At 44.5% G+C, this 24,731-nt stretch carries 29 protein-coding genes; 8 read left to right on the forward strand and 21 right to left on the reverse strand.

The genetic code is table 11. From position 1 onward, the window contains the following. Positions 1-154: 154 nt before the first annotated feature. The 14 genes from ACGHAV_RS12515 to ACGHAV_RS12580 all read right to left on the reverse strand — a co-directional run bounded on the left by ACGHAV_RS12515 (position 155) and on the right by ACGHAV_RS12580 (position 12,812). The gene (locus tag ACGHAV_RS12515; RefSeq protein WP_390381292.1) at positions 155-754 is read right to left on the reverse strand and encodes a tetratricopeptide repeat protein; all 600 of its coding nucleotides are present in this window, start codon (positions 752-754) and stop codon (positions 155-157) included. A gap of 121 nt (positions 755-875) precedes the next feature. Then, positions 876-1,721: an SDR family oxidoreductase gene (locus tag ACGHAV_RS12520; protein ID WP_390381098.1), complete on the reverse strand. Its 846-nt coding sequence runs from the start codon at positions 1,719-1,721 to the stop codon at positions 876-878. Between the two features lie 45 nt (positions 1,722-1,766). Beyond that, the gene (locus ACGHAV_RS12525) at positions 1,767-2,447 is read right to left on the reverse strand and encodes a TenA family transcriptional regulator (RefSeq protein WP_390381101.1); all 681 of its coding nucleotides are present in this window, start codon (positions 2,445-2,447) and stop codon (positions 1,767-1,769) included. A gap of 3 nt (positions 2,448-2,450) precedes the next feature. Then, complete coding sequence (locus ACGHAV_RS12530; protein WP_390381104.1) at positions 2,451-3,974, reverse strand: AMP-binding protein; 1,524 nt, start codon at positions 3,972-3,974, stop codon at positions 2,451-2,453. Beyond that, positions 3,964-4,716 carry a thermostable hemolysin gene (locus ACGHAV_RS12535; RefSeq protein ID WP_390381107.1) on the reverse strand — a complete coding sequence of 251 codons (753 nt, stop codon included), beginning with the start codon at positions 4,714-4,716 and terminating at the stop codon, positions 3,964-3,966. The genes ACGHAV_RS12530 and ACGHAV_RS12535 overlap by 11 nt, the downstream gene beginning before the upstream one ends. A gap of 152 nt (positions 4,717-4,868) precedes the next feature. Next, a complete protein-coding gene (locus tag ACGHAV_RS12540; protein ID WP_390381110.1) occupies positions 4,869-6,569 on the reverse strand; it encodes an ArnT family glycosyltransferase in 1,701 nt (566 codons plus the stop codon). Next, positions 6,566-7,258, reverse strand: coding sequence for a TVP38/TMEM64 family protein (locus tag ACGHAV_RS12545; RefSeq protein WP_390381113.1), 693 nt, complete (start codon positions 7,256-7,258; stop codon positions 6,566-6,568). The genes ACGHAV_RS12540 and ACGHAV_RS12545 overlap by 4 nt, the downstream gene beginning before the upstream one ends. Beyond that, on the reverse strand, positions 7,248-7,985 hold the full coding sequence (locus tag ACGHAV_RS12550) for a glycosyltransferase family 2 protein (RefSeq protein ID WP_390381115.1): 738 nt from the start codon (positions 7,983-7,985) through the stop codon (positions 7,248-7,250). The genes ACGHAV_RS12545 and ACGHAV_RS12550 overlap by 11 nt, the downstream gene beginning before the upstream one ends. Before the next feature lie 83 nt (positions 7,986-8,068). Continuing rightward, entirely contained in the window at positions 8,069-8,764 is a 696-nt protein-coding gene (locus tag ACGHAV_RS12555; RefSeq protein WP_390381118.1) for a hypothetical protein, read from the reverse strand. After that, positions 8,761-9,525: an FTR1 family iron permease gene (locus ACGHAV_RS12560; RefSeq protein ID WP_390381121.1), complete on the reverse strand. Its 765-nt coding sequence runs from the start codon at positions 9,523-9,525 to the stop codon at positions 8,761-8,763. Before ACGHAV_RS12560 ends, ACGHAV_RS12555 begins: the two co-directional genes overlap by 4 nt. Beyond that, positions 9,515-9,880, reverse strand: a complete 366-nt coding sequence (locus ACGHAV_RS12565; protein WP_202263711.1) for a cupredoxin domain-containing protein — start codon at positions 9,878-9,880, stop codon at positions 9,515-9,517. Before ACGHAV_RS12565 ends, ACGHAV_RS12560 begins: the two co-directional genes overlap by 11 nt. Further along, positions 9,864-11,153, reverse strand: a complete 1,290-nt coding sequence (locus ACGHAV_RS12570) for an ATP-binding protein (RefSeq protein ID WP_390381124.1) — start codon at positions 11,151-11,153, stop codon at positions 9,864-9,866. Before ACGHAV_RS12570 ends, ACGHAV_RS12565 begins: the two co-directional genes overlap by 17 nt. 1 nt (position 11,154) lies before the next feature. Then, positions 11,155-11,820 carry a response regulator gene (locus ACGHAV_RS12575; RefSeq protein ID WP_390381126.1) on the reverse strand — a complete coding sequence of 222 codons (666 nt, stop codon included), beginning with the start codon at positions 11,818-11,820 and terminating at the stop codon, positions 11,155-11,157. Between the two features lie 80 nt (positions 11,821-11,900). Then, positions 11,901-12,812 carry a hypothetical protein gene (locus ACGHAV_RS12580; protein WP_390381129.1) on the reverse strand — a complete coding sequence of 304 codons (912 nt, stop codon included), beginning with the start codon at positions 12,810-12,812 and terminating at the stop codon, positions 11,901-11,903. A gap of 269 nt (positions 12,813-13,081) precedes the next feature. Here ACGHAV_RS12580 and rplM point away from each other — a divergent pair, with 269 nt between their 5' ends. The 7 genes from rplM (at position 13,082) to ACGHAV_RS12615 (ending at position 18,198) form a co-directional block, all read left to right on the forward strand. Continuing rightward, entirely contained in the window at positions 13,082-13,510 is a 429-nt protein-coding gene (rplM, locus tag ACGHAV_RS12585) for a 50S ribosomal protein L13 (RefSeq protein ID WP_014948329.1), read from the forward strand. 12 nt (positions 13,511-13,522) lie between these two features. After that, positions 13,523-13,915: a 30S ribosomal protein S9 gene (gene rpsI / locus ACGHAV_RS12590; RefSeq protein ID WP_014948330.1), complete on the forward strand. Its 393-nt coding sequence runs from the start codon at positions 13,523-13,525 to the stop codon at positions 13,913-13,915. A 436-nt stretch (positions 13,916-14,351) separates the two neighbouring features. Then, positions 14,352-14,984 carry a ubiquinol-cytochrome c reductase iron-sulfur subunit gene (gene petA, locus ACGHAV_RS12595; protein ID WP_334015462.1) on the forward strand — a complete coding sequence of 211 codons (633 nt, stop codon included), beginning with the start codon at positions 14,352-14,354 and terminating at the stop codon, positions 14,982-14,984. A 1-nt stretch (position 14,985) separates the two neighbouring features. Further along, positions 14,986-16,251: a cytochrome bc complex cytochrome b subunit gene (locus tag ACGHAV_RS12600; RefSeq protein WP_390381133.1), complete on the forward strand. Its 1,266-nt coding sequence runs from the start codon at positions 14,986-14,988 to the stop codon at positions 16,249-16,251. Further along, a complete protein-coding gene (locus ACGHAV_RS12605; protein WP_334015465.1) occupies positions 16,248-16,982 on the forward strand; it encodes a cytochrome c1 in 735 nt (244 codons plus the stop codon). The genes ACGHAV_RS12600 and ACGHAV_RS12605 overlap by 4 nt, the downstream gene beginning before the upstream one ends. A 110-nt stretch (positions 16,983-17,092) precedes the next feature. Further along, the gene (sspA, locus tag ACGHAV_RS12610) at positions 17,093-17,725 is read left to right on the forward strand and encodes a stringent starvation protein SspA (protein WP_334015466.1); all 633 of its coding nucleotides are present in this window, start codon (positions 17,093-17,095) and stop codon (positions 17,723-17,725) included. Then, a complete protein-coding gene (locus tag ACGHAV_RS12615; protein ID WP_390381137.1) occupies positions 17,722-18,198 on the forward strand; it encodes a ClpXP protease specificity-enhancing factor in 477 nt (158 codons plus the stop codon). The genes sspA and ACGHAV_RS12615 overlap by 4 nt, the downstream gene beginning before the upstream one ends. 127 nt (positions 18,199-18,325) lie before the next feature. Here the strand turns inward: ACGHAV_RS12615 and ACGHAV_RS12620 are convergent, their stop codons facing one another. Both ACGHAV_RS12620 and ACGHAV_RS12625 read right to left on the reverse strand, forming a co-directional pair. Then, on the reverse strand, positions 18,326-19,183 hold the full coding sequence (locus ACGHAV_RS12620) for a spondin domain-containing protein (RefSeq protein ID WP_390381140.1): 858 nt from the start codon (positions 19,181-19,183) through the stop codon (positions 18,326-18,328). An 11-nt stretch (positions 19,184-19,194) separates the two neighbouring features. Next, on the reverse strand, positions 19,195-20,010 hold the full coding sequence (locus ACGHAV_RS12625) for a spondin domain-containing protein (RefSeq protein WP_390381143.1): 816 nt from the start codon (positions 20,008-20,010) through the stop codon (positions 19,195-19,197). Between the two features lie 314 nt (positions 20,011-20,324). Here ACGHAV_RS12625 and ACGHAV_RS12630 point away from each other — a divergent pair, with 314 nt between their 5' ends. After that, the gene (locus ACGHAV_RS12630) at positions 20,325-21,071 is read left to right on the forward strand and encodes a response regulator transcription factor (protein WP_390381146.1); all 747 of its coding nucleotides are present in this window, start codon (positions 20,325-20,327) and stop codon (positions 21,069-21,071) included. 83 nt (positions 21,072-21,154) lie between these two features. On the opposite strand, the gene mgtE is transcribed toward ACGHAV_RS12630, so the two are convergent. The 5 genes from mgtE to hpf all read right to left on the reverse strand — a co-directional run bounded on the left by mgtE (position 21,155) and on the right by hpf (position 24,706). After that, positions 21,155-22,513 carry a magnesium transporter gene (gene mgtE / locus ACGHAV_RS12635; protein WP_390381149.1) on the reverse strand — a complete coding sequence of 453 codons (1,359 nt, stop codon included), beginning with the start codon at positions 22,511-22,513 and terminating at the stop codon, positions 21,155-21,157. A 242-nt stretch (positions 22,514-22,755) separates the two neighbouring features. Further along, a complete protein-coding gene (locus ACGHAV_RS12640) occupies positions 22,756-23,046 on the reverse strand; it encodes an HPr family phosphocarrier protein (protein WP_390381152.1) in 291 nt (96 codons plus the stop codon). Further along, the gene (gene rapZ, locus ACGHAV_RS12645) at positions 23,046-23,891 is read right to left on the reverse strand and encodes an RNase adapter RapZ (RefSeq protein WP_334015474.1); all 846 of its coding nucleotides are present in this window, start codon (positions 23,889-23,891) and stop codon (positions 23,046-23,048) included. The genes ACGHAV_RS12640 and rapZ overlap by 1 nt, the downstream gene beginning before the upstream one ends. 70 nt (positions 23,892-23,961) lie before the next feature. Further along, the gene (gene ptsN / locus ACGHAV_RS12650; protein WP_390381155.1) at positions 23,962-24,405 is read right to left on the reverse strand and encodes a PTS IIA-like nitrogen regulatory protein PtsN; all 444 of its coding nucleotides are present in this window, start codon (positions 24,403-24,405) and stop codon (positions 23,962-23,964) included. Between the two features lie 13 nt (positions 24,406-24,418). Continuing rightward, entirely contained in the window at positions 24,419-24,706 is a 288-nt protein-coding gene (gene hpf / locus ACGHAV_RS12655; RefSeq protein WP_012517338.1) for a ribosome hibernation promoting factor, read from the reverse strand. Positions 24,707-24,731 lie beyond the last annotated feature (25 nt).

Below are 24,731 nucleotides of genomic sequence, written 5' to 3' on the forward strand. Positions count from 1 at the left end.
CCGTTTACATACTCTGTACTCATAGTAGAAGTGAAGCGGAAAGAAGAAAAGCGAGTAACTTTTATACACATGAATAAGTGATGTGAATAATTTGTTTAAGAACAAGCAAGCTCGCAATAGCAATAATGCGAGCGCTCTGAGTTTACAATTACTATCAGCTCTTTTGAGCTAGCTTTGCTTCAAGTCGAGAAATTTCTTGTCTTCTTCCTAAATCAGCAAGTGGACGCTCTGCTCTTGCTGGGGCTTGTTTTGCTTTATTGGCATAAACGCGCGCTTGAGCATACTCACCATTGTCATAAAGAAATTCAGCATAGAAATAATTAGGGTCAATCCCATTTGGGTTTATTTCTAACGCCCGTCTTAACAACTTCTCGGCTTTTTTGTCATTGCCAAAGCTGATCGGCCAACCAGGTAATTTATGATAGAGCACTCCTAAACTTGTCATGGCTGAACCTGCTAAGGCATTTTCATCTAATCGCATAGCATGCTCAAAGCTCTTGCGCGCGGCTTTGGCATAATCTAATGCGCCCAGCCCGCCTTTAGCACCGGCAGTGCTTGATTGAATAATACCTTGCCATATTATCAACTCTGGATTGTTGGGATCCTCACTAACATAAAACTTCGCTTTTTCAATAAGCGCGGCAAATGCTTTTTCTTTCTGCTTGTCCTCTACTTCGTAGTTGATGTGTGCCCATTCATGCTGAAGCATAGTGAGAGGAGATTGTATCTCTTGTTGTACTGAAGAAGGCGACATATCGCTTGCTGACGGCCTTGCGTTATCTTGCGCAAGTGCATAACTCATTGCGCCTAAAGATAATGAAATAAGCGTCATTCGGGTTACGGTGGTTAAATGTTTCATAATGTTCACTCCGGTGTTAAACCAACTTACTGGAAAAGTCGTTGGCATTTGTCACAGTATCGATGTGCGTGTTCTGCTCACTTTTTTTGAATGTGTGGCGTTTAATAATGGGTAGCTTTTTGGCTAATGCGTTATCAACAATATTGGGTAAAATGGCATTTAATTTGGCGAAAAAGCGTTCTGCAAAGCCAATGCTTAGCCGCGCTTTGTTTTGCTCGAGTGCTTTAACAAGTGCTCGTGCTACAACATCGGGTGTATCAACGTGATTACCCAGTGCGTTATTGAGCGCAACAGCTCTCTCGTCATTAATGGCCGTAGACGTTGCTCTTGGTGCTACATAGTGAAATCGAATATTACTGTTGTGATATTCACGATGAAGCGCCTCAGTCCACCCTTTAAGCGCAAATTTGGTTGCGCAGTAGGTGCTATGCGCAGCAAAACCAATGCTGCCGAAGGCTGAGCCAATATTGACGATATGCGCATGAGGGCGTTGCTCTAAAAGGGGAAGCAGCGCTTGAGTTAGCAGCATTGGAGAGAGTAGGTTGGTAGTCACCACTGATTCGATAGGAGCATCACTGAATTGGCCGACATGGGTTGTACCAGCATTGTTTATCAGCACACTCACTGGTAATCGCTCGCACGTGTGAATCAGTTTTTCTCTGCCTTCACAATGCGAAATATCCGCCGCTACAATGGTATGTTGATATTTGAGCGACTGTTGGAGTTGTTTGAGTTTTACTTCATTTCTGCCCGTTAAGATGAGATGTGCACCTTTCTCATCAAGTGCTTTAGCAATGGCATGTCCAATGCCACCACTAGCACCTGTTACGAGTATTACTTGATTTTGCCATTGAATAGTCATCACGCTTTACCTTAAGTTAACCCTATAAAAATAGTGCTGCACACGTTACGCAATCTGTGCAATAGGACGTAAACCGTGCTCAGGAGTAAGTTCACGGAAAATGTCCCCATACAAGCGATAAAACATATTGGCGCTGTGAATGATCATGGCTTGTTCTTTAGGGTTTACTATTTGATTCATTAACCCTTCAAAGAAAACGATGTGCTCTTGGTCAAGCGCACCATGTGAGGTTAAATACTTAAATGCAGATCTAGGCAGTGATAGTTTATCTTTAATTTGCTTTGCTGCAGCATCAGCCAGCGCAATACTAGTGCCTTCGAGTACAAACACCATGCCGAAAAAATAAAGTGGATTTTTGCGTGCAATGGCATCAAACGCATAAGCGACCATAAGTTCAGTCGCAGGTGCAGGTTGTCCATTTCGAGCTTGTTCCTTATCGACACCACACGCAGCTAAGTCGTTTAAAATCCACTCTTGATGACCCATTTCTTCTTCAATGTATTCGCCAATGGCCTCACGCAGCCACTCTTTGTCTTCGCTTAATTTAGCGCCTGTAGCCATAAGAAGCGGTACTGTAAATTTAACGTGGTGATACGCTTGTTGAAGAAACGCAATATAATCGTCAAGAGAAAAGTCGCCATTAAAACAACGTTGAATTATTGGTGCCTGTAAAAACAGGTTTCTAGCTTGCTCAGTACTTTCTTGAAGTTGTTGATAAAAAGACATTATTTACTCTCCAAAGGTGATCGTTTGCGTCGCACAAGATTCAGGATGCGTACAGGTTTCAGTGTGCGAGATAAATTGAGGGTCGCGATACAGCGCAGCTATTGTGCCGCTGTAGTGTGTAATCACATCGTCGCGCTTAATCTTGCCAGTTTGGGTTAACAACCCGTTTTCTGGCGTAAATGGCGCAACCACATCAAAGTTTTCTATTTGGGCATAGTCGGGCAATTGTTGGTTAATCAACGCAATGGCTTTATGTATTCCATCAATGGATATGTGAGGCGATGCAGGGACAAGCAAAGCAACGCAGTGTGGGCGAGCTTCACAGAAGACGACCACTTGGCGCAGTACGCCACTTCCCATCAATAGAGACTCAATCCATTCAGGCGACACGTTTCTACCTGCGCTGTTCACCATGATGTTTTTCTTGCGGCCACTGAGTGTTAAAACGCCGTCGTTTATAACGCCTAAGTCTCCGGTTCTGACGTGTGCGGGGTAAAAACTCTCTACTTGATTGAGGTATCCCAAAAAGTGGTTGCCAGTTATTACCACTTCGCCGTTATCTATATGAAGTGTGTTGTGCCCGAGTGCTTTTCCTGCCGTGCCCACTACATTGCATTGCCCCGTATTAAGCGTAGAGACTGAAACGGCTTCAGACAGACCATAGCCTTCATAGACAGGTAGGCCTTTAGCTTGTGCTTGTGCCAGCAGTACAGGTGATACATGCGCACCGCCTACGGCGATAAACGACAACGACGTAGGTGGTACCCAACCTTGTGAGCAGGCATGAAGCAATACCATAAGTAACTCGGGTACCAAGATAACCGACGTTGGTTGGACGCTATCAATTAAGCCAATTAGCGCTTGTGGGTTTACAAGACGGCTACCTTCAAAGCCTCTAGCACTTGCTGATGCAAGTTGCACTGTGCCACCGTGAAGCAATGGGGCATAAACACCGGCGATATTTTCAAGTAACGTTGATAGCGGAAGCAGGCATAAGTGGTTGACATAGTCTTGCTCAAAAGCATTGCTTATTGACTGAGCAACTTTCCACTGAGATTCACTGGACAAGCACACGCCTTTTGGTGCGCCAGTGGACCCCGATGTGAAGGTGATTTTATGAGTGCCGTTGGGCATACACACAGATGTTGTGTCAGAAGTTAGTGCATAGCCAACAATATCGACAGTTTTGCACACGCGTTTCATCGTTGTTGACGCGAAAGCAGGGTGCTCCGCATCTGTTAGTAGGTACTCACACTGGCTTTCGCTAAGTATGTGTTGCTGCTGCTGCTCACTAAAAAAGAGTGGGAGAGGCACACAGCACGCTTCAGCTTGCTGGCACGCAAGGTCAGCGACTACCCAAGCGAAACTGTTGTCAAAAGCAATAGCAATACGGCTTACATCATTTTCTGTGATCCAATTTGCGAGCTGCGCGATAGCATCTTTAAGTTCGCGGTAGGTTAACGATTTTCCATGATGCTTCAGTGCAACAGAAGCATCATCACCGGTTAAATACTTTTCAAGCAACATGGGACGCACCTTTTTGCGGATAAGCTAAAGCGCTGCGCAGTTGAAGCTCGCTATCAGAGCTTGCGATGAGTCCAACCGCTTGCTGATAGTATTGGCGAAGAGGGCTACTGCGCATGACATGGTGAGTAACTTCTTGAAGAGACAACGCCATAACTTGCGGCGCAGTGTCATAGTAGGTGCCCCAATCATCGCGGTCTGCAGCGAGTCTATTAACGTCAGCGTGCGCTAACGTAGTAAGCGAAATACCTGCACCCTGTAATAGTTGTTGCACTTGAGTTGTTGCACTGAACACAAGATATTTTTTGCCAATTTGCGAGAACAAAAAAAATAATGAAAGTAACAAGGGCAGCGTGTAACGCGACGAGCTACTGAATAAGTTACCTACTTCAACAATGTCGTGTCTTTGCGCAAAAATCTCATGGGCCTCTAATGCGACTTCAATAGGGCTATCAAGATATTGCTCAATGAAAAGTGCGTGATGCGTTTTGTGAGTAGCACTGCACCTAGCGCCAACAGCTGCCTTTATTCCGTTAACTTCAAGTGCAAATAGCATTGGCATGAACGAACTAATATGTGCGTCATAGCGGGTGGCGAAACCATTAGCAATAAAGGTTTCAATATTGTGTCTAGCTGGATGCTTAAGGCTGGCTGTAATGAAAGCTAGTGATGGGCGCCGCTTTTCATGTTGACAAGTATTTTTATCATCACATGAGTTGGGTGCTACTGATAACGTAAGGCTCATACATACACTCTGGTGTTCTTCGATGGTATGAGTATTGATGCGCTACCTTAAGAGAACCTTAAGTTAACGCTTTTTTTAAAATTAATAGATATTTTTTGACTCGCTTATCGCATTGGTATGTGCGATAAGCGAAGGCGGTTGTGTTTATTTCCTCAATGGAAGGTAGGTCCGTCTGAAGGTAGTGTGCAATTTGAATGCGCAGCTATTGATGGAATGAGTAGCCATTCATCTCGATGTGCAAAACCCAATGAGATTGATTTTTCTAAATCGACACATTGGAAATCATAGTCCTTAGGCGCTAGCAAAAATCGAGATGGGTGTGCGCTAAGCCACGCCCATGCAGTGCCATTCTCTATGTTTTTTGGAGTATGGTAGCCAAAATGAGTAAGTGAAAATGGCGAAAACAGTAAATACTGTTCCTTAAAGTCAACAATACCTACCATTGATTCTTCTTTTGGGGCAGCCTCGTTTGATGAAAGGTGACTTATTTGAATCTGAGCACGATGTAAAAGGTGCGTTGGTGTACGTATTTCATTGAGCGCCCAAGCTCCTAGTGTTGATGGGATAACTGTTATCAATATTAACCATGCAACGATATGCTTAGAAAAGCGTAAACCTTGCACTGCGACGGTGAGTGTACCTAGTAGCAAACAAATGGCGGCAAGTGTGTTTATTGTAATTACATCACTGTGATAACGTGAAATTAAAGCACTTACGGTTTGGTCACTGAGTAAAAGCATTGCACCTGCTGCGACTAAAAGCAGTGATGGTACGAGTGTGATTATGCGCCCAATCGTCTCTATGGTTCTTGACATTCCCCCGCGAGATAATAATAAACTTGCAATCATGGCTACTGCCGGAAGTGCGGGCAACACATAAACACCGCGCTTTCCCGGACTATAACTGAAGAATATCACAACTAACACCCCCCAGAATGCTAGTGCGAAGAAGGCAGGATGTTCGTTTAACGCGTGCTTGAGCTCTTTTCTTTTTAAGACCAGTACAACAATCGACGGCAACCAAAACAGTGGAATGACTTTTACAATGTAGTAATACCAAGGCTCAATATGATGCCACGCATTTGCATATCGCTGAGCCGTTTGCTTAAGTAAAATGTTAGACAAGTACTGCTGTATCATAGGATCTTGTTGATACACGCCCAAATAAAGCACAGGGCCAAGCCAAACGAGTATAACCGCTAGCATGATTAAGGGGCCGAATAACGCGCGTTTTTCCCATCGTTTTGATGGAAGTTGGTGCTTAAACGCCAAAAAAGAAAAGGGAATAAAGATTAAAACCGGCAGAAAGCCTACACCCTTAGTAATGATACCAAGGCCCATGGCAGCCCAAGCCATGTAGTACCAGCGCCAGCTTTTTGCGATACAAAAATGGCGCACAAAACCATAAACACCAACCCAGATAAAACACGCTACCAACGCATCAATTTGCGCAAACTTTGCTTGGATCACAAATTGTGGACTTAATAACAACAATAGCATGCTGAATATGGCCGTTTTTTCGTCGGCGAGTGCGCGCGCTAAACGATAAGTAAGTGCCAAGGTTATTAGGCTCGCAATAGCACTTGGTAGAAGCATTGCGACGCTTAAACTGCCTGTCACAAGATAGAACAGCGCAATACACCACATAAAAATAGGCGGTTTGTCAGGGTAAATTTCTCCGCCACGCATAGGGATAAGCCACTGACCACTCGTTACCATTTCTTTAGCAACGAGTGCAAAGCGAGGTTCGTCAGGAGGCCAAGCGTCGCGAACGCCAATGCCTGCAAAAATAATGACTGTTGCAACCACGAAAAGGATGATAGCAGTGCGGTTATGAGCAAACGCAGATGTCATTGCGCCTTCTCCTTTCGCGTATAGCGAGACAACGATAGTATCAAAAATACGCTAATGACTAGACCAGCAATGTGAATAGGCTGTTCAACAGTACTGATGTAGCGAGAACCACTTCCTAGCAACGAAAAAAGTACTGTTTGTGGAACAAAGCCTAGGGTACTTGCTGTAATAAAGGGGATGAAGGGCACTCGACATACGCCAGCAATAACATTGATTGCAACATTAGAGCCTATTGGAAAAAGTCGAACCATAAGCACAGTTCGAAAGCTGTTATCCACAAGTTTTTCTCGCAAAGGCAACAGTTTACTTGCATACCCATTTGTCTTAATGAGCGGTGCAAGCAGCTTGTTAAGCGGACCGCGTGCCATTAAATAGGCTGCGCTTGCAGACATACACGTAAGTAATAACGCGACGAAACTGCCTTCAATAGCACCAAAGCCAACCCCGCAAAAAAAGCTAATAGCTTGCCGGGGAATGCCCAGTGTCATTAACACGACAAACGCACCAAGAATCAATAGTACTTCGCGCGTACTAAGCTTCGCGATATATGATGTTAGCCAACTCGGATCGCTACTGTGGGCTAGAACGTCAGAAGTTAGTTGAAGTGATAAATAGCAAAGTACTGAAATAAATACGAAACCTACGAAAAAACTAAGGGGCGCGTTAAGCTGAAAATACTTATTTTTCATAAGTGAATGTCTTATTGATGGCGTCGAGTCGACTTCGATACATTAGCCACCTTACTCCGAGCATATCTATGATGCCTGCCCAGCCTCTATTCCAAGCATTATAATTGGACCGCCCTTCAGTACGCGCACGGTGATTAACAGGTACACACACTATATTGCCACCCAATCGCTTAGTCAGTGCTGGTATATAACGATGCATATGGTCAAAATAGGGAAGCATCAGGAAGGTTGCTCGTGGAAGCAGTTTTAAGCCACAACCTGTATCAGGTGTATCATCTTGTAGGATCCACTGCCTAACTCGGTTGGCCACTTTAGACTGCAAGCGCTTCCACTGGGTATCTTGTCTCTTTTGGCGATGCCCAATGACACAAAAATGCGCCCCTTTTTCTTGTGTGGCCTTTTCTATGAGTCTTGGAATATCTGCTGGATCGTTTTGTCCATCGGCGTCTAATGTAACAACCCATTTTCCTTGGCTAGACAGCACACCATGATACACCGAGGTACTCTGACCGCAGCTATAAGGGTGTTTAAGTACTTTGCACTTAAGAGGGAGGGAATCTGCTAATGACAAGAGTAATGTTGTCGTGTCGTCATTGCTGCCGTCATCGACTACCACTACCTCAGTTTGTTCGGTGTTAACGGATTGTGCAATTTCATGTAACAGCAAAGGTAAATTTTTGGCTTCATTTTTTGCTGGGAGTACTACACTGACTTGAATCTGATGCATAGGTATAGAATAGTAAAGTGACCATGCCCAGTACTGTAAAAAGGAAACCTTAAGAAAAGCTTAAGGCCTTTCATTTCTATAAATCAAAATTCATATTCGAGTGACATACGTAATGTATGATCCTTGCTATCGCCATTGAGCCCAGCAATGAAACCGAGCTCCCACTTTAATTGCTTTTGTCTGTCGAAGCGTTTTATGCCCATAAAGGCTGGTCCAACGCCTACATAGTCCTCGGCCACATACATCTCAATACCAGGCTGTACTTCTGGGATCCAGCGATAGCGGAACTTTGCTTTGAATTCACCTTCCCACTCGTTGGCTACGGTTTCTCCCCACTCATACACTAAGCTTACATTGGTCGTTAGACTGAACTGACCAAACTCTTTTTCAGTAAGAATGCCCGCTTTCACTGCCCAGTCATCGGTATTGTGCTGCTTTTCTAATTCAAATAGGGTTCCCCAATCAGCCCAATACCGCCCTTGCTCAGTCACCATCCAACGCAGTTCAAGTTCATAAGATTCCAAACCAAAATCTTGGTTTTCATCGCGTGCACCTACAACGTAGGCTTCTAATATGACAAATTCAGAAAGCGCATGCCCAAATGAGAAGCGTTGCATTAACACATTCCCGTTGTCATTTTGACGTGAGGTTAGGCGCCATTCGAATTCGCGTTCAAAAGGTAAAACGTAAGGTTGGTAGACTCTATCAACGGTGAAATTGTCAGCGCTCGCGGCAAAGCTAGCAAGCACAGAACACATCATTAAAATAAGACGTTTCATCGAATACCCTCCACGTGTTGCCACAGTGCAGGAGTGCGCTTTTTCAAAGCCGCAATAGCGTTAGGCACAGCCAAGGATAATAAAAATAACATCATGTAACTCATTGATGGTGTGGCTTCGTAGCCAATTAGGGCGTTCAATAAATGCCCGTATTCGCTGTTATCACTAATAAACTGACTGCTGTCCCAGATTTGTTTTGACGTAGGCAAGATATCGATTTGTTCAAGGAGAAGGGCTACATTCGCAACTTGCGCGGCCACAAAAAGTGTCGTGAAACAAAATATTATTTTGGCGCCTACAAAATGTGTAAGGGCAATGTTTAGCAAAATAGCGATACTAATACTGATCCCCAAGCCAATCGTAGTGCCAAGAATCAGCAACGAACTATCACTATTACGGGTTAGCTCGGACACAAAATACACCATAAAATGTAGGCTGTTAGGAAGTCCAATACCAAGCACAAGTAGTGTAATACCTAAACTTACTGTGCGTCCTTTTGAATATGGGAATATCGCTAGCATACACATACCTAACCATGCACTGACCAATAGCAGAGACTTCAGCAATTCAAACCCTGCACCCTCTGCTAGCTCAGAGATAACGCCAAGATATGAATACATAATAACTGCTGTCACAAGCATTAAACCGACGCGCCATACTAGTGAGAAGCGAGGTACACCCGGCAATGCAATGAGTACACTGAGCAACAGAAAGATTGGCAGCGTGTCGCGCAAAAAAAGTACCACGGTATTAATCAGCATCGCGCACCTCTTCATGTGCTTTTACGACAACTTTGCCCACAGCACTGTTGGGGTGAAATTCACCAAAGAACGGGTATTCACCCGGTTTCAAAGGGCCGATATAAATGCTGCCTTTGCTGTTGGCGAAAATCACTTTTTCTCTGTTAAGTGAAAAACTATCAATTTCCTCTGGCGTGTCGTCAAAGTTGATAAAAGTAAGTCGTACTTTTTTTCCTGCAGGTACCACAACATTCTGGGGATAAAAAAGGTGGTTTTTTATTTCTACCACCACTTCAGGAAGCGCGTATGCGCGAGGAGACGCAAACGAAAACACACCGGCTAAAATAGCGAGAGAAGTTTTAAAGTAAGAGTTCATTGTTAAACTCCACTTTTACTTCAAGGCCGCCTAGCTCTGCATCATCAAGTACAACTTTTGCATCATGCAGAGCAACAATTTGCGAAACTATGGCTAAACCCAAACCACTTCCTGTCGTCGCTTTGGCTTGGGTAGCGCGGTTGAATCGCTTTAGTACACTTTCTCGTTCACTACGCGGAATTCCAGGGCCAGAGTCTGCAACACTTAATACTACCGTGGAGGCCAGTCTTTTTATTCGTACAACTATTTGTGCCCCATCTGGTGAGTAGTTGCTGGCGTTCGTAATTAGGTTCTGTAGCAAGGTGTACAACATAAAGTGAACGCTGTTTAACCAAATCTCATCGCCCTCCAACGCAATGTCTTGCTGCTTGGCTTCTATTTTTCCATAGAGATCACTAATCACTTCTTGGGCTACAAAATAAAGATTTACCGGCTCTTTTTGCTCTACGAAGGTTTCTGGACTGGTGCGTGTTAGTAGCAAGAATTGGTTTACAGCGTGGATCATTCTGTCTGTATCGCGTTGCAGTGTTTGAAGCTGTTTGCCGTTTTCCCCCAGCTCTTCTGCAATATTGTGGATATTGATTTTCATCACACTGAGCGGGGTGCGCAGTTCATGTGCAGCATTAGAGGCAAACTGTTGCTCTCTTTCAAATGCCGCGCTTAGTCGAGTAAACATTGAATTGAGTGTGGATACAACCGGTTTTAATTCGCTTGGCTCTCTATCTAGAGAGATAGTAGAAAAATCATTACCCGTTCGCTTTGCCAGTTGTCGAGAAAGCTGTTTAAGTGGAGAAAGTCCCCAAGTGATCCCTAAAAATAAAATAATGGCGAGAAGGGGGACACTTATTATAAAGGGGGTAATGGAAGCAACCGTGAGCGCATCGGTTAACACAAAGCGATTACTCAATGGTTGAGCTACCATGTACCACTTTTCCTCGCTTTGTGAGTAAGTGGTATGCACACGCCATCGCGTTCCAAGCACATTCTTTTCAGAGAAACCGTTTTTGAAAGCAGAAAGGGGTGTTGTTAACGCACTATTTGAGCTCTTTATTAAGGTATCGTTTTGCCATATCTGGAATAGTGAGGTGTGCTCGTTGCCAGATGTTCCGCTATCAAAAGAAGCAATGGCGCTATTTAACGCAGTCAGTTCATTGTCCAGTAGGGTAGTGGATATACCAATAGTAGCGCGATAGCCGTGCAGTGCCGCACTAAATACTATAAGCACTAGTGCACTGGTAAGCGTTAAGATAAGAAAGCGACGAATTGACGTCACGTTAGTCCCCAGACTTGGATATACAATATCCAACGCCTCTTATAGTACGAATGAAGTCATCTGGCATTTTCTTTCGCAAATGACTGATATGCACTTCTATAGTGTTACTGGCCACTTCTTCACCCCATTCATAGAGTTTGCTTTCAAGTTGATGCTTACTCAGTATTCGACCTGCGTTTTCAATCAGCGCTTTTAAAAGCATGAGTTCTCGACGAGGGAGGTGTACGTTGCTTCTATCAATAGTAAGTGTGTGGTGGGTTGTATCAAGACTGACGTTTTTTACTGTAATCACGCTTTGTGAAGCAGTACCAAGTCGCCGCTCTAATACGCGAAGCCGAGCAAGCAACTCGTCAATTTCAAAGGGCTTAGGAAGATAATCGTCTGCACCTGCATCTAACCCTGATATCTTGTCTGAGGTTTTATCTCGCGCGGTAAGAATCAAAACTGGCAAGGTGGGATTGGTTTTGCGGATACGCTTAAGTACGCTTAACCCATCTTGATCTGGAAGCCCAAGATCGAGAACGACTATGTCGTTTTGTGCTGCACGGAGCGTATTAAGAGCGCTAGCACCGTCATACACACAATCTATTACATAGTTTGCCTTACTCAATGAGGTTGTGAGTGCACTGGACAATGGCTTGTCATCTTCTACCAAGAGTATGCGCATAGTATTCCTACAATTAGTCGATAAATTAAGGGTATACCAGAAACCTTAAGAAAACCTTAAGGTTTTTATTGGGCATCTGCTCAGTTGCTATTCGTTTCGTCACGTAATGCTTTAATTGCTGAACTTGCATGTTTGTCCCACTGCGCGTAGTTAAGGACGTAAGGAATGGCGGGGTTTTTTAACGTATGGGTTGTTCGTGTGGGTGAATTTACAATCAATGCTGCTCTTTTATGACCTTCTTGTGCCTCAAATAATGCTGATAGTTCGCCGTTTTCTAACAAGCGTATTAGTCCAACACGCAAACGATTAGCTAGTGCGGTATTTTGAGGGCTGACAAAAAAATACTCGTAACTTGGGTATTGCAGGATATGATTTTTTTCTAATGCAATGGTTTTATCAGAGTGACGTGCTAAATCGCGATGAACCTCTATAACGTTACGAGGAAATCCGTCGACTAAATTTTTCTCTACCATGAAATACATCGATTGAAACCATAAACTCCAATCTTCGCCTGAGACGGTAAAGCCATTATGTTGGAGTATATCAAGGTCAGGCCAATCAACACCTTGGACAAGCGTCATTGATTTGAGCTTGTTTATATCGAGTTGTGGATGGAAGTCCGATTGACGCTCAGGGCTTATAACCAACACGCGGTGACCCGAAAAACCTTTTAACAGTGGGAGTTTAATTGGGATAAGTTTTTGTTCGCGAGTTTGATTTGTAACGCTCCACATCACATCAGCATCACCTTTGACCAGTGACGCGAGTTGCCGACTTTGACTCATCGGATGGGGGTGAGGAGCAATTGACGTTGTACCAAATTCAGGCGTAGCATTTAGCGCTGCTTGCAAAACTGAGACGTGATAGTAGCCGTAGGCACTGTCGGCAAATGCTCGGGTGTAGATGATTTCGTCCGTTTCGTTTGCCTGCGAAAAACTGATAGTAGTTATAAACAACCACGAACACACGGTGAAGTAGAAGACGTTTTTCATTTCTTGTTTTTGTTTAAAAATACAACAAATCAAACTTACACTAGTTTTTAAATCAAGTCACCGATGTTCGTTGAAAAATCATCCTTTTTTTTGGTTTTAGGGGTTCGCATTTCTAACAATTCCTGTATAATTCGCGCCCTGCCCAGTTACGCCCACCTTTGGGAAGGTGGAAGAATCAGCCGGCTCGAAGGGGTCATTGTGTTGATTTTAAGGTGATTTCTGGTGTTCAGAAATCAGTAACGACGATATTATTCGGGTGAATTTGAAAAATGAAAACTTTTGTTGCTAAGCCAGAAACGGTACAACGTGACTGGTATGTGGTAGACGCCACAGACAAAACTCTAGGCCGTTTGGCTTCTGAAATCGCACTACGCCTTCGTGGTAAGCACAAGCCAGAGTACACACCTCACGTGGACACTGGTGATTACATCGTAGTAATCAACGCTGAGAAAGTTGCGGTAACAGGCCGTAAAGCGCAAGACAAAATGTACTATGCGCACTCTGGTTACCCAGGTGGTCTTAAAGAGACAAACTTTGAAAAACTAATTGCTCACAAGCCAGAAATGGTTATTGAAAAAGCAGTTAAAGGCATGTTGCCAAAAGGCCCTCTAGGCCGCGCAATGTTCCGTAAAATGAAAGTTTACGCAGGTGCAGAGCACAAGCACACCGCACAGCAACCACAAGTTTTGGACATTTAAGGAGCTATTAACATGGCAGATACTCAATACTACGGCACAGGCCGCCGCAAAAGTTCTACTGCTCGTGTGTTCCTACGTCCAGGCACAGGTAGCATTAAAGTAAACCAACGCGCTCTTGACGAGTACTTTGGTCGTGAAACAGAGTGCATGGTTGTTCGTCAGCCACTAGAACTTGTTGAAATGACTGAAAAGTTTGACGTTTACATCACTGTTAAAGGTGGTGGTTCTAACGGTCAAGCGGGTGCAATTCGTCACGGTCTTACTCGCGCTCTTATGGAGTACGACGAGGCACTACGTCCAGCACTTCGCAAAGCTGGCTTCGTTACTCGTGACGCACGTCGCGTTGAACGTAAGAAAGTGGGTCTACACAAAGCGCGTAAGCGTCCACAATTCTCAAAGCGTTAATTTTTACGTTTTTTGTATTGCAAAAACCCGGCTTATGCCGGGTTTTTTATTTTCCGTTCTTATACCCTTCATTTGCCCTACAGCCCAATGGCATAGCCGCTACGCTCCTTGTGAAAATAACAAAGGTTTAATTTCCTCTGCCTTTTTACCTCAAATCGCGTCAAAACCTTGATTTGCGGTATTTCCGTCTTTGATCTTAAATAAAGTTTTGTATTAAATTATCGCTTAAATATCAGTAAAACCTTGTGTTTATAAGGGCTTTTCTTTTATCATTTGCGGTCGAAAATTTTGAAAACTTTAGTGAATTCACAAAGCAGAGAAATTTCACTGTTTTGTCGCTTTCATGACAAGCCATATGATGCAATGACACAAGCGTGATAAAACCAGTATAAGCCTGTGTTACACATCATAATTATCCAAACCTGGAGAAATGTGGATGAGCAATGTATCTGTAGATGCAAAAGAGTCTGCACAAAACGATAATCAGCCTGAGAACAACACTCGTCGTCGGTTTTTGACCGTTGCCACGTCGGTAGTTGGTGGTGTAGGTGTCGTTGGTGCTGCTGTGCCTTTTATTGCGTCCTGGAATCCAAGTGCCAAAGCGAAAGCGGCCGGTGCTGACGTTGAAGTTGATATCAGCGGGATTGAGCCTGGACAATTAGTACGTGTAATGTGGCGAAGCAAGCCTGTATGGATTGTGCGCCGTACGCCAGAAATTCTTGAAGAACTAGGCACACACGAAGATAAGCTTAAAGATCCTAACTCTGAAGCTGAGCAGCAACCTACTTTTGCTCAAAACCGTTTCCGTTCGATGAAAGAAGAATACCTAATTCTTGTAGGTATTTGTACGCACCTTGGCTGCTCTCCACAGCACCTTAAAGACGGCGCTTTCGAAGAAATCGTTGAAGGGGTTCCAGATGGGTTCTTCTGCCCATGCCACGGTTCTAAGTTTGATATGGCAGGACGTGTATTTGAAAACGTACCGGCACCATTAAACCTAGTTGTGCCGCCTTACCAGTTCGTTGATGACACTACTGTTATCATCGGCTCAGAAGCGGAGGTTGCTTAACATGAATGCTTTCCTAGGTTGGATTGAAGAACGCATCCCAATGATGCGCGTTGCTAACATGCACGCACTTCAATACCCTGCTCCAAAGAACATGAACTTTTGGTATGTGTTCGGATTCCTAGCTACTATCGTTTTGGTAAACCAAATTGTTACTGGTATTTGGTTAACCATGAACTTCGTTCCATCTGCAGAAGGCGCCTTTGCTTCTGTTGAATACATCATGCGTGAAATCGACTACGGTTGGATTATCCGTTACATGCACAGTACAGGCGCGTCGGCGTTCTTTATTGTTGTTTACATGCACATGTTCCGCGGCATGATTTACGGTTCATATCAGAAGCCTCGTGAGCTTCTATGGGTGTTTGGTATGTTTATATACCTAGCACTTATGGCAGAAGCGTTCATGGGTTATGTTCTACCTTGGGGACAAATGTCTTACTGGGGTGCACAGGTAATCGTATCGCTATTTGGTGCTATTCCTGTTGTGGGTCCAGACCTTGTTGTATGGCTACAGGGTGACTACGTAATCTCTGGTGCCACGCTAAACCGTTTCTTCGCATTGCACGTTATTGCATTGCCACTGGTTATTGTAATTCTAGTGTTCCTTCACATTATTGCGCTTCACGAAGTGGGTTCTAACAACCCAGATGGTATTGCAATTAAACACAAGAAAGGTTCACTTCCAGAGTCTGAAAAGACTAAGTACGAAATTCACGAGTACTACACTAGCAAGTACGATATTGCTGACGACGTACTACCGTTCTTCCCACACATCGTGCTTAAAGACCTTGTGGCGTTCTGTGTGTTCTTAGCACTGTTTACCTATGTGTTGTTCTTCGCACCAGAAATGGGCGGTAAATTCCTAGAACACCCTAACTTTGAAATTGCTAACCCGTTGAAGACACCTGAGCATATCTTCCCGGTATGGTACTTCACGCCGTTCTATGCAATTTTGAAAGCGGTACCTGACAAGCTGTTTGGTGTACTTGCTATGTTTGGTGCAATTGCTGCGTTATTTGCAATGCCTTGGGTTGACCGTGGCCGCGTTAAATCATGGCGCTATCGTTGTGGTCTACACAAAGTGAACCTAATCGTGTTTGCTATTGTGTTTATCTTCCTAGGCTACCTAGGTGGTACACCACAAGAAAACTGGAAAATCATTGCGTCTCAAATCGCGACGGTAATGTACTTCGGTTTCTTTGTTGCACTGTTCTTGTACAGCAAAAACGAAAACACTAAACCTGTGCCAGAGAGGATTTCTAAATGAAAAAATTGATGTGCTTTTTAGCCTTCTTCCTACCTGGCGTAGCGCTTGCGGCAGGTGGTAATGTGCACCTAGACAAGGCGCCTATCGATTTAACCGATAAGGCATCTTTGCAGCGCGGTGCACAATTGTTTATGAACTACTGCTCGGGCTGTCACTCAATGAAGTATCAGCGCTATCAGCGTTCATTCCAAGATTTGGGTATTCCTGATGAATTGGGCCAAGAGTATTTGCAGTTTACGGGTGAGAAAGTGTCTGACTATATCACTCGTGCAATGCCTGAAGAGGGTGCTGCTACATGGTTTGGTGCTGCGCCACCAGACCTAACGCTTGTTGCACGTGTTCGCGGTGAAGACTGGATTTACACTTACCTTCGTGCTTTCTACGTAGACGAGAGCCGTCCGTTTGGTGTGAACAATACAGTGTTCCCTGAAGTAGGTATGCCACACGTACTTCAACCACTTCAAGGCACGCCGACGCGTACTTACGAAGAGCAAATGGTTGACGGTGAAATGGTTAAGCGTTACGTAGGTATTAAGTCAGATGGTACTGGCTCTATGTCTCCTGACGAGTACGACCAAGCCGTAGCTGATATTGTGAACTTCCTAGAGTACACAGGTGAGCCTTCAAAACTTGAGTCTCACAAAATCGGTAAGTGGGTACTTATCTTTATCGCAGTATTGTTTGTATTTGTTTACTTACTTAAGAAAGAATACTGGCGAGAAGTGCACTAATCGCACAGATTTATGTATAATACCAAAAGGGGGCATCTCGCCCCCTTTTTTGGCATTTGTAATTCGCTCTTTTTCATGAGCATAACTAATTTCTCGACGGAGGAAATTGAATGGCCGTAGCCGCAAATAAACGTTCTATTATGACGTTGTTCTCTGACACAATTGATATTTACAGCCACCAGGTGCGCATTGTGTTAGCAGAAAAAGGTGTGGGTGTTGAAATCAGCTACACAGATCCTAGCAACCTGTCTGAAGATCTGTTGGAGTTAAACCCTTACGGTACTGTTCCAACTCTTGTTGATCGTGAGCTTGTGCTTTACACATCGCACATCATCATGGAATACCTAGATGAGCGTTTCCCTCATCCACCTCTTATGCCTGTTTATCCTGTGTCTCGCGGTCAAAGCCGTCTTATGATGCACAGAATTGAACAAGACTGGTATTCGCTAGCAGCACGTGTTTTCCGTGGAGAAGGCGATGTTGATGCAGCGCGTAATGAGCTTCGCGAAGCGTTGCTTTCTTTAGCGCCGGCGTTTGCTGAAATGCCATATTTCATGAGCGAAGAGTTTAGCTTAGTTGACTGCTACCTAGCGCCACTATTATGGCGTCTTCCAGCCCTTGGTATTGAACTAAGCGGTGCTGGCAGCAAAGAAATTAATGCATATATGAACCGCATTTTCTCTCGCAGTTCGTTCAAAGCGTCACTAACAGACCAAGAACGCGAGATCCACAACCCACTATGACATCTATGACGTCAAACCAGCCCTATTTGCTTAGGGCTTTTTACGAGTGGATTGTTGATAACGATTTAACGCCTTATATCGTTGTTGATGCGACGAATGAATTGGTAGAAGTGCCACAGGAATTCGTCAAGGATGGTCAAATAGTGCTTAACGTATCGCCTAGCGCATGCGTTAATTTTTCACTGGATATAGACGGTGTGTCTTTCCAAGCACGCTTTGGCGGTCAACCTCGTCGGTTAAGCATGCCATGTGAAGCAGTAATGGCTATTTACGCCCGCGAAAACGGTGCAGGTACCGTGTTTGCCACTGAAGAAGATGTTGCACGCGCGCAGGAAAGTCGTGCTGAAGAAGCCAAAGAAAGCGATGTTCAGGTGTCTGGACCAACTTCTTTGGAAGATGCCGACACACTTGATACTGATGATGCACCAGTGCCACCTAAAAAGGGCAAGCCAACGCTTAAGGTAATAAAATAAAAAGCCATTAAGTAGAAGGGCATAAAGTAAAACGTTGTTTTTACACGAAGTGCTTTATTGAACGTCTTTCAAGAACAGCGAATAAAAGCTGGCATTATCCCAAAAGGACATGCCAGCTTTTTTGTTTCTAGCGCTTACGTGTAATAACAATGCGGCTAGTTGGTGTGTCAAAGCGGTGACTTTCATCCAGTACCGAGGTTGCCAGACCTTCACGGCTAGGGTCCATTGCATTAGCACTTGTAACAACACCTTGGTGTAGTCGAACCGCATCGGCAAAATCATCTCTTACTGGGTCGTAGCCTGCGGGGGCACCGCCACCGCCTGCAGCTCCCGCTGCTGGACCTGGCATAGTGGTCGCTGTTTCAGTATTTGCCTCCGTACCTGCATCCCAAGTGATAGTCATAAAGCTTTTCGACTCGCCTACGGCAAGATTGCTTACGTCAGCAGCATTAAGCCCGGTAAAGGCATCGTTGGTGTTTACCAGCATGGTGGTAACCGACAGCCTTAAATCATCTGCGTCTAATTCAGGCACTACTAAAGTTTGCATTTCACCCGTCATTCTTGGTGGTAATATGCCTCCTGAATTTTGAGCATCTAAAAAGTCAGTTGACGCCATGGCTTCTGAGATCACCATCGATGGGTCTCCACCTTCTGCCATGACTTCAATACCCATACTTGCAGGCATACCTTCGTTGAATGCCATGTAGCCTGCTTCGTGCAGAATAACGGCTGCAGGTGCGAATGGTTGTGCAAAAGTCAGATTGGTAATTTGCACGGTATATACCGCTGAATTACCGTTTACGCCGTCTTCGCCATCCTCACCGTCAGCGCCGTTTGCACCATCGGCTCCATCCATACCATCTGCGCCAGCTTCTCCCTGAGGACCTGCTGGCCCCTGCGGTCCAGTGTCACCATCATCGCCACACGCGGCAATAAGCGCCGATAGTATTAGTAATGTGCTAAGTTTTACAATTGGAGTTTTCATAGTGATGCCCCTTAAGATGCAGGAACGGTAATAACAATACGAGCAACAGGGTTTAACCAACGGTGAACGGTTGAATCTAAATCACTTGCGCCAGCCGCATTGTCGGTATCGCCTAGTGCATTTCGATGTATATGAACAGGGCCATCTTCACCGTCCTCTACCTCACCATTCACAACCTGTGCGCCTACGCCTGTGCCGCCTGTACCTAAATCAACAATGCGCGTAGGTGCACCGCCGCCTGCAACGCCAGGTAAGCCATACCCGCCTAGCGCGTTTCCAGTACCTGCTTCAACCACATCGGTACGTGCACTGTTAAGCTCATCATTTAGCTCAGTACCAGCATCGTACGCATTCAGGTAGTAAGTGTATGTGCCCGGCTCTGTAGGTATTTCTACACTATCCATACCCACAAACGCATCATTCGTTGGAATAAGCATGGCAAGTACCGACAGCAACGGTTTATCCATGGTGTCGAAGTCGTAGCTCAAGGTCGCTTTAGGCGCTAAAAGACCGCCAAAACGGTGCCAGGTACTCGACCCATTGTCGGTGTCTACCGGGCCTAGTGCAGCTTCGAAGTTCGCGCCGCTAGAATCGGCATTTTGTGCATCATCAATTACCCCTGCTTCAGCTAACCACGCTAATGCAGACGATGCAGGCTGGCCTACTTCAAATGCGTCAACGGTATTGTCGTGTGCAATTACAAGCCTTGGCGTAAAGCTTTGCGCCTGCGTTAAGTTTGTAATTTCGACATCAAGCGTAACCGCCTGAGTTGCTGATACTGCCGCCATTGAAAGCAGCAATGCGCTAGCTAATTTAGTGAATTTCATTTTGTTATACCCTGATGTGATTTATAAGCGCTTAAAAATGTAGGTCAGCAAAAACGGCAATTCATCACAGAAGTATCACAAAATAAACACAGATTTTTGTCTGAAAAAGTACGAACTCATAATAAGGAGAAGGGTAAGAAAAGAGGCAAGGATAAGAGCAGGGAAAAAAGGTCAGGGATGTAAGAGAGGGAATAGAAGAAGCGAGGAAGCACATGAAAATTGAGTAAAAGCTTTTTATAAATTCTTTTAATTAAAGTGAAATATATTTTTCAGCGCTACGGTCTAGTTTTTTAAGCGGCAAAATGGAGCGCCTTATGATCCTCGTTATCTATAGCGATAATCAGTTTCAGCAAACAATTACTCAGTGCTTAAGCGAGCACGCTTTTCTTCACGACGTTGTGTCGAACTATCAGTCGGCTATGTCACTGTTATCTGCTCAGCATTACTCTCTGGTTATTGTGCAATCTCATGCTGATCAATCGTGCTTGTCACGTATTTGCTCATTGGTTAGTAACAACCCAGACTGTTGGGTAATGTCTGTCGAGGGTAGAGTTGATGTTGATATACCAATGCCTGCTGATGAAGCAGATTATTTTGAAGCAGGAGTGGACGACTACCTCCAAGGCCCTTTTAATGAGCGGGTTTTTATGGCACGAATTCGCTCACATATGCGCAGAAGTATGCCTTCACTTGATAATACTGCTGCGCTGAATGCTGGTGATGACAGCATAGAAATAGGACCATTAAAGGTAGATCATCGTTATCATAGCGTTACTTTAGGTGGTCATACGCTGTCGCTTACGGCAAGAGAGTTCGCCCTTCTTGATTACTTCTGTCGTCATCCTAATCAAGTGTTTTCTCGTAATCAGTTACTTACTGCTGTGTGGGGATACAATCATGAAGGTTATGAGCATACGGTAAATACACACATTAACCGTTTGCGTAACAAACTAGATAATGTGTCTGTACCGTTAAACGGCGGACAGCTAGTGCAAACAGTATGGGGTGTTGGTTATAAGCTTAATGTTGAGGGATTTGTGGCCAAAGCCCTTAGCGCGTAAAAGCCCTTAGCGCTTAGAAGCCCTTAGCGAGTGAATAGCCCTTAGCCCTTAGCGCTTAGGCGTGCGTGTCCTATCAACGGCGCTTAAATCAAAAATAGTGTGGCTGTACCAAGGAACGCAAAAATTCCTACAACATCAGTAATGGTAGTAAGTATAACGCTACCTGCCAGCGCCGGGTCTATTTTAAAACGCTTCATGATCATAGGTAAGGTAGCACCCGCTAGGCCCGCAGCAATCATGTTTACCAGCATGGCAAAAGCAATAATAACCCCTAGCGTGTAATCTTGTTTCCAAAGCGCAATAACAGAAGCAATAAGCACAGCCCAAATAGCACCGTTTAAGAAACCAATAGACAGTTCCTTTGTTATCAACCAGCGGCTGTTGCTAGCATTAACGTGTCCCAATGCCATACCGCGAATAACCAAGGTTAAGGTTTGATTACCGGCAACGCCACCCATGCTTGGTACTATGGTGTTTAATATCGCCAGTACAGCCAGCTGACTAAGCGTTGCTTCAAATAAATCACTTACCATCGCCGCCATTAGTGCGGTCACAAGATTCACTGCCAGCCACACCGAGCGGCGTTTGGTACTTTGCATAACCGGTGCGAAGGTATCTTCGTCATCATCAAGACCGGCCATACTCATCATTGAGTGTTCTGCGTCTTCACGAATAATATCAACCACGTCATCAATGGTAATTCGGCCCACCAAGCGATTGTTTTCATCTACAACAGGGGCCGATAGCCAATTGTAACGTTCAAACAAGCTAGCCACTTCGTCATCTGGCATATGCACCGGTATCGCTTCCGATTCTTCGTCCATGATATCTGACACTCTTTCGTCAGTATCGGCAGTTAATAAACGGGTTACAGGCACAATGCCTACTAAGTTATCGGTGCGATTTACCACATAAAAAGTATCGGTATTTTCTGGCAGCTCACCTTTAAGGCGAATGTAGCGAAGTACAACATCTATAGTAACGTCTGGACGCAGCGTTATGGTGTCGGTATTCATAATGAAACCGGCGGTTTCTTCACCATATGAAAGGGCTTGTTCCGCGCGAAGACGGTCTTGCGCATCCATTGAATCAAGAATGTCGGCAAGTACTGGCTCTGGAAGGCTGCTTAAGGTTTCTGCCAAGTCATCGGTATCCATCTCTTCAAGAGCGTCAACCACGTTGGCAGGCAGCATTTTGGTAATAATGCCGTTTCTTACATCGTCAGAAAGCTCTTCTAGGATATCGCCATGGAAGTCACCGTCTATCAATTCCCATAGCTCATCACGGGTGCGGCTAGGGCTAGATTCAAGAATGTGAGCTACATCTGAAGGAGGAAGTTCAAGCAAAAGCTTACGTACAGAAACAAACTGACCATTGTTCAGTGCGCCATTTAGTGCACGAAGTTGAGTTTGTACGTATTTAGAGACGAGAGCTTCTGCCATAAATAGCGAATCCTACCAAGCTAAACAGGTTTAAGAGTAACGCTAGAGCCCAATATGCGATGCTGCATTGAGATTAGGTGTTGCGGTAAGAATATCGTACTTGCTGTTACGCTGTCATAATTAAAACACGGATAACGTCTTTATTATGACTAAATGACGAATATTTGGCCAATACAGGGGGTTAAACACAAGAGTTAAATAGTGAATGCTAATAAAGTACAAACGCTATTAGCCAAATGCACTTACTCTTCTTCGTTAAACTTTCCTGCAATAAGTTGCTCAATAGCCGCCATAGCTGCTTGTGCATCATCACCGTCTACCACCACAGTAACCTGTTCACCCTGATGGCTTTCAAGCATCATTAGGCCTAAAACACTGTTGGCATCGGCTTCTTTATCTTCTTTTTTCAGTACAATTTTAGCGTCGAACTGATTAGCCAACTGCACAAGCTGAGTAGCTGCGCGGGCATGCAAACCAAGCTTGTTGACAATGGTCATGGTTTTTTCGATAGAACCTGCTTTTTCATTACTCATTACTGGTTCAACTCCCTATGACGTATCTGCACATCTGGGTGAATTTCACTAAAGGTCTTCGACAAGCTTTGTGCGATATAAACCGAGCGATGCTGGCCGCCCGTGCATCCAATAGCTACTGTTACATAGCTACGGTTGTTTCGCTCTAAATGTGGTAACCATGTGGTGATAAGGTTTTGTATTTGCCAGATAAACTTAGTAACAACTGGCTGAGAGCCTAAGAACACTTCTACCGGTGCATCTAAGCCAGTTAGGTGTTTTAAATCTGGTTCCCAGTGTGGGTTAGGTAAGAACCGCGCATCGAATACATAGTCAGCGTCTTTGGGGATGCCGTGCTTGAAACCAAACGATTCAAACACCAATACCAACCTTGAACTCTTCTTACCCAAAATACGCTCGCGAATTAATTCGGCTAGCTGATGAATTGTAAGTTTGTCGGTATCTAAATACAGGTCTGCACGTTCAACGATGGGGGCAAGTAGTGCCGACTCGGCTTGAATGGCTTCTGAAAGCGATTTGTTAAGCTTAGCAAGCGGGTGCAATCGACGTGTCTCGCTGAAACGCTTTACCAAAACGTCATCACTGGCATCGATATACACGATAGTCATCGACCACGAGCTAGGTAGATAGTCGAGTATTTCTACCAATTCATTGGGGTTTTTAGGTAGGTTTCGAACATCAATGCTTACTGCCACTTGGTCGTATTCATCAACCACAGTGTGGGTTAGGGTAGGCAGTAAGTTCACGGGAATATTGTCTACGCAATAGTACCCTAAATCCTCTAACGCTCGCAGTGCGACCGATTTCCCTGAGCCTGAACGACCACTGATAATAATCAGCTTCACCTTGCCTCTCCCTTTATTAAAATCTTAAGCTCGCACTGCTTATTGCAGTGAGGTTATATCTATTACGGCGTTAGCCCAGCGCTTTTACTATATCGTCGCTGGTGGTAGCGCGTCTTATTGCTTTTACGGTGTCTTTGTTGTTCAGTTTGCCCGCAACGGTGGCAAGCGTTTGAAGGTGGCCTTCAGTTTGCTCTTCCGGAACCAAAAGCGCAAAAAAGATATCTACTGGCTTTTCATCAATAGCATCAAAATCGATTGCTGGTGTACTGGTTACTACAATTGCAATAACTCTATCAAGACCAGCTAAGCGTCCATGGGGAAGGGCGATACCGTTTCCAATGCCGGTGCTCCCCATACGCTCTCGCGACATTAGGCTGTTTAATACCGTAGCGCCGTCTATATTTTCATTATTTTTAGCCGCAATGTCGGCAATGATTTCTAGAATACGCTTTTTACTATTACATTGAACCGCACACTCGGTGCGGTCCAAACTTACGATGGCTTGTATATCCATACTTAATTAACTACTAATGTTTTTTGAGTTTTTCCTTATGCTTGATTACCTGCCGGTCGAGCTTATCAACCATGCTGTCAATCGCCGCATACATGTCGGTATTTTCTGAGGATGCGAATACTTCAGCGCCACTTAAGTGAACTGTCGCTTCGGCTTTCTGATTTAATTTTTCAACGTTCAGGATGACATGCACATTAGAAATGTGATCAAAGTGACGTTCAAGTTTGCTGAACTTCGTATCGACATAATTACGCAAAGAGTCGGTGATTTCGACATGATGACCAGTAAGGTTGATTTGCATATTTCGTCTTCCTTATATTATGTAG

It is taken from the genome of Alteromonas sp. MTD1 (assembly GCF_042848195.1).
In the GTDB taxonomy this organism is placed as follows: Bacteria; Pseudomonadota; Gammaproteobacteria; order Enterobacterales; family Alteromonadaceae; genus Alteromonas.